The organism is Pseudoalteromonas sp. C2R02, assembly GCF_018860845.1.
GTDB lineage: Bacteria > Pseudomonadota > Gammaproteobacteria > Enterobacterales > Alteromonadaceae > Pseudoalteromonas.
Genome location: NZ_JAHKQC010000049.1, coordinates 1 through 8,938, shown reverse-complemented (window position 1 = coordinate 8,938; position 8,938 = coordinate 1). Strand labels below are relative to the sequence as shown.

Annotated in this window: 5 protein-coding genes; 4 read left to right on the top strand and 1 reads right to left on the bottom strand. The window is 36.1% G+C overall.

All coding sequences use genetic code 11. The features are described 5' to 3' along the window. Window positions 1-307: 307 nt before the first annotated feature. On the bottom strand, window positions 308-784 hold the full coding sequence (locus tag KO527_RS23930) for a DciA family protein (protein ID WP_216042761.1): 477 nt from the start codon (window positions 782-784) through the stop codon (window positions 308-310). Between the two features lie 154 nt (window positions 785-938). Between KO527_RS23930 and secA the strand changes: the two genes are divergently transcribed. The 4 genes from secA (at window position 939) to nagP (ending at window position 8,642) form a co-directional block, all read left to right on the top strand. Then, window positions 939-3,644 carry a preprotein translocase subunit SecA gene (secA, locus tag KO527_RS23925; RefSeq protein ID WP_216042760.1) on the top strand — a complete coding sequence of 902 codons (2,706 nt, stop codon included), beginning with the start codon at window positions 939-941 and terminating at the stop codon, window positions 3,642-3,644. 86 nt (window positions 3,645-3,730) lie between these two features. Further along, window positions 3,731-4,132 (top strand): 8-oxo-dGTP diphosphatase MutT, encoded by a 402-nt coding sequence (gene mutT, locus KO527_RS23920; protein WP_216042759.1) that lies wholly within the window; start codon window positions 3,731-3,733, stop codon window positions 4,130-4,132. 251 nt (window positions 4,133-4,383) lie between these two features. After that, window positions 4,384-7,059, top strand: coding sequence for a family 20 glycosylhydrolase (locus KO527_RS23915; RefSeq protein ID WP_216042758.1), 2,676 nt, complete (start codon window positions 4,384-4,386; stop codon window positions 7,057-7,059). A 272-nt stretch (window positions 7,060-7,331) separates the two neighbouring features. Then, window positions 7,332-8,642: an N-acetylglucosamine MFS transporter NagP gene (gene nagP, locus KO527_RS23910; protein WP_216042757.1), complete on the top strand. Its 1,311-nt coding sequence runs from the start codon at window positions 7,332-7,334 to the stop codon at window positions 8,640-8,642. Window positions 8,643-8,938: the final 296 nt, after the last annotated feature.

The window sequence follows — 8,938 nt, the reverse complement described above, 5'->3', positions numbered from 1 at the left end:
CAGCAATACCTTAGATAAGAATGGAAAGAGGATAGCCCGTGGATGCGTATGTTCCGCAATGCACGTAAACATATTGGTTAATTACTATTAATTGATACTAAAGAGGTCGCTTTATAGCGGCTTTTTTTGTTTGCGCGGATAAATTACCGACTACAAGTCATTAAAATATTAAACTAAGATACAAACTCGAATGTAGACGGGACTTTGCTTACATGGTTGTAAGTAGTAGAGCAATGCAGGAGCAATTGTCGATAAGTCCCGTATTTTTTATATAATGAATAATGTGTGTAAATTTTCTATGCTTGAATTACTTTTTACTATGTTTTGCCAATCTCTCTAATTTTTCTCTGAGAGAAGGCGGGGCGCTTTTTGCAACTTCTAATAATGAATTTGCGGTATCTTCGCTTAATACTAAATCTTTTTTTTGAGAATTTTTTTCTTTTTGACTCGAAGGTGTCGTTCTATTTGTAAAGGCTTGTGGATTAGTCTGCACTTTGATTTGTGACAGTTCCGGTAAACCATTTTTACGTAGGTCCGATAAAATAGACATTTTCATATAGTTTAGGCGCATAGCAACGGCTGCAGAGTCGGTTTCTATTACCATAATGGCATCACGATAATTACTTACACGACATTTTTTAGCCATAGGCGCACTGATTGATTGCTCAAATAAAGCTTGAAAATGAGCGAGTTTTTGGCTTTTACCGGCATAAGAAGAGAGCTTGTTTGACATGCCTGCCATTAAATCATCAAGTGTTTTTGGTGCGTATCTGTCTTTTGCCATAAATAACATTAGTATTAGCGTGCGATTACTTTTATTATACCCTCAATATAAGTTTGGCGTATAAAAATTACCTACTTGAAATTAGGTTATTGTATCTCCATATAGTTAACAGTTCGTCAATTAATTGAAATCAAAGGGTAGTAACGGTTTTATCATGATATCTAAAATATTTACCAAGCTTTTTGGTAGTCGCAATGATCGCACCATTAAAAACTTAAAAAAAACGGTCGCAGTAATCAATCAATACGAAGAAAAGTTTGAAGCATTAACTGACGAAGAATTACAAGCGAAAACAGCTGAATTTCGCAAGCGTTTAGAAGCAGGTGAAACGCTTGACGATATTTTGTCTGAAGCATTTGCAACAGTACGTGAAGCATCAAAACGTGTATTTAATATGCGTCACTTTGATGTGCAAATGATAGGCGGGATGATCTTACATCAAGGTCGTATTGCTGAAATGCGTACAGGTGAAGGTAAAACTTTAACTGCAACATTACCAGCTTACTTAAATGGTTTATCAGGTAAGGGTGTTCATGTTATTACGGTGAATGACTACCTAGCTCAGCGTGACTCTGAGACAAACCGTCCATTATTTGAATTTTTAGGTTTAAGTGTTGGCTGTAATATTGCGGGTTTAGCGCCACAAGATAAACAAGCAGCTTATCAAGCTGATATCACTTACGGTACAAATAACGAGTTTGGTTTTGATTACCTACGTGACAATATGGCGTTTTCTCCAGAAGAACGTGCACAACGTCCATTAAACTATGCATTAATAGATGAAGTAGATTCAATTTTAATTGATGAAGCAAGAACACCGCTAATTATCTCTGGCCCTGCTGAAGATAGTTCTGAGCTTTACGCTAAAATTAACTTATTGATCCCTGAGCTTGTTCAACAAGAAAAAGAAGATGAAGAAGGTGTTGAAGGCGATGGTGATTACACGATAGATGAAAAAGGTAAACAAATTCATTTAACAGAACGTGGTCAAGTTAAAGTTGAAGAGCTTTTACAAAACCATGGTTTGATTGAAGAAGGTGATTCACTTTACTCAGCTGGTAATATTACGTTGTTAAGTCATATCTATGCTGGTTTACGCGCAAATAAACTGTATCAAAAAGATGTTGATTACGTTGTAAAAGATAATGAAGTAATTATTGTTGATGAACATACCGGTCGTACGATGGAAGGTCGTCGTTGGTCTGAAGGGTTACATCAAGCTGTAGAAGCTAAAGAAGGGGTTAACATTCAAAATGAAAACCAAACTTTAGCATCAATCACTTTCCAGAATTACTTCAGAATATACGAAACGCTTGCCGGTATGACAGGTACAGCTGATACTGAAGCATTCGAATTCCAACAAATTTACGGACTAGATACAGTAGTTACGCCTACAAATAAACCTATGGTACGTGATGATCGTGCTGATTTAGTTTATTTAACGCAAGAAGAGAAATACGACGCGATTCTAGTTGACGTCCTTGATTGTCAAAAGCGTGGCCAACCTGTATTAGTTGGTACAATTTCTATCGAAAGTTCAGAGTATTTATCTCAGTTCTTAAAGAAAGAAAAAATTCAACACAGCGTATTAAATGCTAAATTCCATGCTCAAGAAGCTGACATCGTTGCAGATGCGGGTTTACCTGGCAAAGTAACAATCGCAACAAATATGGCTGGTCGTGGTACGGATATCGTATTAGGTGGTAACTGGCAGGCACAAGTTGCTAAGTTAGATTCACCGAGTGAAGAGCAAGTTGCAAAAATAAAAGCTGATTGGCAAGTAACGCATGATGAAGTAATCGCTGCTGGTGGTTTACATATTATCTCAACTGAACGTCATGAATCTCGCCGTATCGATAACCAATTACGTGGTCGTGCAGGTCGTCAAGGTGATGCGGGTTCAAGTCGTTTCTATCTTTCAATGGACGATGCGTTAATGCGTATCTTTGCTGGTGAGCGCATGACTAACATGATGCGTAAGCTTGGTATGGAAAAAGGCGAGGCAATTGAGCACCCTTGGGTAAGCCGAGCGATTGAAAATGCACAGCGTAAAGTTGAAGCACGTAACTTCGATATTCGTAAGCAGTTATTAGAGTTTGATGATGTTGCTAATGATCAACGTAATGTTGTTTATGCTCAGCGTAACGAATTATTGGAAGAAGGCGATATTTCAGAAACTATCAATGCAATCCGTGGCGATGTATTGAATGCAACAATTGACCAATTTATCCCACCACAATCACTTGCTGAAATGTGGGATATAAAAGGACTTGAAGAGCGTCTTCAGGCTGAATTCTTAATTGAATTACCAATTCAAACTTGGTTAGATGAAGATAATAAGTTATTCGAAGAAACTTTAAGAGAGCGTATCGAAGAATCAGTTTCTGAATCTTATAAGCAAAAAGAAGAAATGGTTGGCGAGTCTGTATTACGTCAATTTGAAAAAGCCATTATGCTTCAAAGCTTAGATCAGCATTGGAAAGATCACTTAGCTGCGATGGATCATTTACGTCAAGGTATTCATTTACGTGGTTACGCGCAAAAGAATCCTAAGCAAGAATACAAACGAGAGTCTTTTGAGTTATTTACAGAAATGTTAGAAAACTTAAAAGTAGATGTTGTGGGTATTTTAAGTAAAGTACAAGTGCGTGCTGAAGAAGATGTAGAAACTGTTGAAGCGCAACATCGTGCATCTGAAAGTACTGAACACCAATATCAACATCAAGAAGCTGAGCATGTTGGTGGAGAAGCGCCAGAAGCTGCAACTATGACACGCACAGCACCAAAAGTGGGTCGTAATGATCCTTGTCCGTGTGGCTCAGGTAAAAAATATAAACAGTGTCATGGTAAATTGTCATAATGTAAAATGATACTGGTGTAAAAAGCGACTTAGGTCGCTTTTTTTGTACTTATTGATTAACAGTTCCTAATATAAAAGATTATAAAATGACTCAAAAAATTGTACATGTAGCCGTGGGCATCATTAAGCAACAATCACAAATATTTATATGTAAACGTTCCGCAAAGCAGCATCAAGGTAATAAGTGGGAATTTCCAGGTGGTAAAGTGGAAGTTGGAGAAACTGTAACACAAGCTTTAGCACGAGAACTAAAAGAAGAAATTAATATCGAAGTCGTATCGAGTGAGGCTTTTCATCAAATTCATCATGATTATCCTGATAAATCAGTTTATTTAGATATCCACTTAGTTGAGAACTTTAAAGGCGAAGCTGTTGGCCATGAAGGACAGGAGTCTTGTTGGGTTGAAATTCAAGATTTAAATAAATATGAATTCCCTGAGGCAAATAAAGTGATTGTTGAGAAACTATTAAAGCTAAATCATATTTAGTAATAATAGTAAATTAGCGTCGTAAACCCTGAAGTATTTTCTAAATTCTTTGCCTAAAAGGCTGAGTTGAATGTTTAATTAGATAAATAAGACTATGGAAATTAAAAATGATAACGCTGTCATTTTTAATTTCCATAGTATATATTTTCAATGAGTTCATATGATTTGTTAGAAATAATTTGAGTTATTCAGTATTAAAGTCTAATAACTAAATTAATATTGATATCTAAAACGAATAAAGGAGATTTTTGATGCGGTTCAATAAGAGCATGCTTTGTGGTATTAGTGCGAGTTTAATATGTTCAATACCAATGTTCGCAATTGCAGGTGTTTCACAAGATTCAGTAGAAAAGTTCACTCAAAAAACGCAGTTAAAGTTTGGCGTCAGTGATAACTTTAAATACGCATCAAATAGCTTTGAAGGTAACTTAAATTTTGATAATAAGTCAGATGTCGACTTACCTGCAGGTATTAGTGACTGGCAAGTATACTTTCATTCAATTAGAAAAATAGCTGAACAAGTAGATAAAGGTCTGAAGTTTGAGCATGTTAATGGTGATTTACACCGTTTAGTGCCGACTTCCGATTTTAAAGGTTTAAAATCTGGCAGCACTTTAGAGTTAACATTTAAAGGTGCAGCTTGGATAGCTGCTTATTCTGACTTTATGCCTCGTGCATTTATGGTTGCCAATAATGGCGCGCCAGTGATTTTTTCAAATACAGATACTGAAGATTTTAGCCAATTTGTTAAACCCATAGTTCGTGAAAACCAAATTAAAAAGTTTAATTCACCAGAAATGGATTTAACTCAGATTGCAAATGCAGAAAATCGTTATATCCATAACACTAAAGTGGCTAAAAATGACATATCAGAATCAGATGCGTTAAAACGTGTGATCCCAATGCCACAAGATGTTGATTTTAATCGTGGTGAAACAGTATTAAATGATAACTGGCAAATACGTTATAGCGGTGGTGCAACATCTGAAATTAAAGTATTTTTAGCTGATTTAAAAAAATACTACAAATTAGAATTGCAAGCAGAACCTAATCATATTCCAACTTCAAAACAGCCATTAATCAATATTGTAATTGATGACTCGGTCAATAAAGGTAAAGCTGCAAGTTATCAATTGGAAGTTGATGATAATAAAATTGAAATTATCGGTAGCGATAATGCCGGTGTGTTTTATGGTATGCAAACCTTGCTTGCGTTGGCCCCTGCCGATAGTAAAAAAGAAGTGACTCTACCTAGAGTTGAAATAGCGGATAGCCCAAGATATGAATGGCGTGGTATGCATTATGATAATGCAAGAAACTATCATGGCAAAGAGGCTATGTTCAAACTTGTTGAGCAAATGGGGCGCTATAAATTAAATAAATTGCATTGGCATTTTTCAGATGATGAAGGTTGGCGCTTGGAGATCCCTGACTTACCTGAATTAACGGAAATAGGCGCACATCGTTGTTTTGATTTAAAAGAGCAAACATGTTTATTAACACAATTAGGTACTGGTCCATTTAAATCTGGCTCAGGCAATGGTTTTATGACAAGAGCTGACTTTGTTGAGTTGTTAAAGTTTGCTGCTGCTCGTCACATTCAAATTATTCCAGAGGTTGAATCACCGGGTCACGCAAGAGCTGCCATAAAATCAATGGAAGCGCGTTACAATAAGCTTATCGCTAAAGATAAAAAACAAAGTGTAGGGCAATTACTTAATCAAGCTGGGGTTTTAAAAACCGATACTGAAGTTAAGACTATTCAAAACCTGCAAGCTAAAGCTTATTTGTTAAGCGATCCAGCAGATACTTCATTTTATAATACAGTTCAGAACTATAAAGACAATTCAGTAAATGTTTGTATGGATTCAAGTTATCAATTTATCGATAAAGTTACTTATGAATTACAGCAAATGTACAGGGAAGCAGGTGTACGTTTAACCAATCTGCACTTTGGTGGTGATGAAGTAGGTAAAGGCTCTTGGACTGGCTCTCCTGTATGTCAGGCATTATTTGATAAACCAGGAAATGGTGTTTCTGGCGTAGCTGATTTGAAGCCTTACTTTACAAAACGTGTCGCAGAACTCCTTAATGCAAGAGGGATTTCTCCTGGTGCTTGGGAAGATGGTTTAATGTATGACACATTAAATACCTTTAATCGTAAAGAACTACCAAATGAAGTGTTTACCGCGAATGTTTGGGATAATATTTGGGAATGGGGCGTTGCAGACAGAGCATATCGTTTAGCAAATAACGATTATCAAGTTGTATTGTCACATGGCACACACTTATATTTTGACCATCCATATGAAGCTCATCCTGAAGAGCGTGGTTATTACTGGGCTGGTAGATATACCAGTACAGAAAAAACATTTGGATATATGCCTGATAATGTCTATGCCAATGCAGATTTTACGCGTTCAGGTAAAGTAATAGATAACCTAGAGGCTTTAGTGGGTCGCTCATTACCAAAACTTGAAAAGCCAGAAAATATTTTAGGCATGCAAGGACAGGTTTGGTCAGAATCTATTCGAACTGAAGATCAGGTTTTGAAAATGTTATTCCCACGAGTATTAGCCGTTGCAGAACGTGCTTGGCATAAAGCACCTTGGGAAGGTGATAATCCAAGTAATGCAAAACGACAACAAGATTGGCTTAAATTTTCAGCTGCTTTAGGGAAAAAGGAACTAAATAAAATGCTACTTTCAGGTGTATCACCATATTTACCTGTACCAGGAGGGGTGATTGAAAATGGTAAACTCAAGGCTAATTCATCTGTTCCTTACCTTAAAATAGAGGTTAGTTTAGATAATGGTAGTAACTGGCAACCATATTTAGCACCAATTAAGGTTACAAAAGATCAAAAAGTGAAATTACGTAGCTATTTAAATGAAAATTCTAAGAGCAGAATTACTCAAGTAAATTAAATCGTTATTGTATTTAGATTAAAAAAAGGACCATTTGGTCCTTTTTTGTTTTTAAGTTTTTAGTAAATGCCTCTGGCAATAGCCGTTAAATTGTCGTAAAGTTTTATGATAGCGCTGTCATTTTTGTTAATGACTAGTTAGATAACCTGGTTAGACCTGTGATTATTTCGACTATTTGGCGTGAAACATAAAATTAACTATAACTAAATTAAGTGAAATATAAAGTTCAGGGGGAACTTGTATTACACTTAATTTCAACAAGAAGAAGTCTTATGGAAGCCAGTGTGAATATTGAGAATCGATCTAAAAGTAACTTTGTGCCCATGGCAATCGTTGCAACATTATTTTTTATATTAGGGTTTGCAACTTGGCTCAATGGTTCATTGATGCCTTACCTAAAACAAATTCTTCAACTAACACCATTTCAAGCATCATTAATTTTATTTTCATTTTATATAGCGGTAACTTTTACTGCGATACCTTCTGCAGCTGTGATCCGTAAAGTCGGTTATAAAAACGGTATGGCATTAGGCATGGGTGTAATGATGATTGCTGGTTTATTATTTATTCCGGCAGCTAAAACTCAGTACTTTCCATTATTTTTATTAGCGCAGTTAGTCATGGGTGCAGGGCAAACGTTATTGCAAACGGCGGTTAATCCATATGTTGTACGTATTGGGCCTGAAGAGTCAGCTGCTGCACGTATCTCTATTATGGGCATTATGAATAAAGGTGCAGGTGTTGTTGCACCAATCGTATTCACAGCATTAATCATGAGTAATTTTACAGATACAGTAGGTACTGAACTGACTCAAATTAAAATTGATGAAATGGCTAATAGTTTGATTTTACCTTACTTAGGTATGGCAATCTTTATTGGTGTTTTAGGCTTTGCCGTTACCAAGGCGCCATTACCTGAGTTAGAAAAAGAAGAAGAGTCTGATGAATCAGGTGAGCAAGGTCTAGTTAAAGAAACTTTATCACATCCAAGTCTTGCTCTAGGTGTATTAGCATTATTCTTCTATGTAGCAGCGGAAGTAATTGCTGGTGATACGATTGGTGCATTCGCCTTGTCTTTAGGAATCGAAAATTACGGTATTATGACTTCATTCACTATGGCTTGTATGGTGTTAGGTTATATACTGGGTATCTTCTTAATTCCTAGATTTATTTCACAAGAAAAAGCTTTAATGGTTTCAGCAATATTAGGCTTGGTTTTAACTGCTGGTATTGTTCTTGGCGATAATACTTCATATGCAATTTCAAATGCAGTGCTTGCGCCATTAGGTATTATGGCATTACCAGATACTTTAGTATTAATAGCATGTTTAGGTTTAGCAAACGCAATTGTATGGCCTGCTGTATTCCCGCTAGCATTATCTGGTTTAGGTAAATTAACAAGTACGGGTTCAGCATTATTAGTTATGGGTATATCAGGTGGCGCATTTGGTCCTTTATTCTGGGGGCTAACAAGTGGTGCAACTGATTTAGGTCAACAAGGTGGGTATATGGTGATGTTCCCATGTTATTTATTCATCTTATTTTATGCTGTTAAAGGCCATAAAATGAAAAGCTGGAAATAAATAAGCTTAACTATTCTAATTAGAATTTAAAATGCCAGCTATTAGCTGGCATTTTTCATTTTATCCACAGGATAAAGTGAGTAACCTGTATTTAAAGTGTGTGAAATTAGGTATAGATAATTAATTCAAATAACTTAATAAAAACACTTGCGCAGATTTCAAAAATGCCTATACTGCGCCTCCACCGACACAGACGGCAAGTAACATTCTTAAAGCGATGTAGCGACATCGACTGATGTAGGAAGGAGATTTATCTCCGAAAAGTTTGAATCAGATTTAAAGTTAAAAAATAAATT